Below are 558 nucleotides of genomic sequence, written 5' to 3' on the forward strand. Positions count from 1 at the left end.
AAACGCATTGGCGATTTCTCGCTTGGCAGAGAAGGATTTACCGGAACCGGGAGTACCCAGAATCAGCCCGTTGGGGTTTTTGAGCTTTTTCCGGTCAACCATAATCAGGTTGTTGGACAGAGCATTCAGCCCATAGTACAGAGCCTCTTTCCCGGTCTGAAACAGTTCCTGGGTGGTAAACGGAACGAAAATTGCCGTGCTGCTGGTAGTCATGCTGCGCTGAATCTCAATCAGGTTCTGTGCCAGCGGCAGACAGCTCATCAGCCCCTGCTCCTGCTGAAAGTCCAGACGGCGCAGGTTGCAGTTGTACTTCTGCGCGATACTGGAAGCTTGAAACACATTGGTTTCCAGCTCCTGCTCCGTCTCGCCGGTGTTCATCACCAGAAAGGTCAGCAGGAACATACGCTCATTCTGGCTCTGCAATTCCTTCAGCAGTGCCTTTGCGTCCTTGCCGTAAGTTGCCAAATCTGACGGAATGATGTCCATATCGTATCCGGAACGGACAGCTTTCTTCTGTTCCTCAATCTTGGAACGATCCAGCTCCGTAATGGTGTGCTT

At 51.8% G+C, this 558-nt stretch carries 1 pseudogene; it reads right to left on the bottom strand.

What is annotated here, in order from left to right:
* Nucleotides 1–558 (bottom strand): annotated as a pseudogene (locus DW085_RS18835) (conjugal transfer protein TraE); the annotation flags it as partial.

It is taken from the genome of Clostridium sp. AF50-3, from assembly GCF_003477445.1.
GTDB lineage: Bacteria > Bacillota > Clostridia > Lachnospirales > Lachnospiraceae > Otoolea > Otoolea fessa.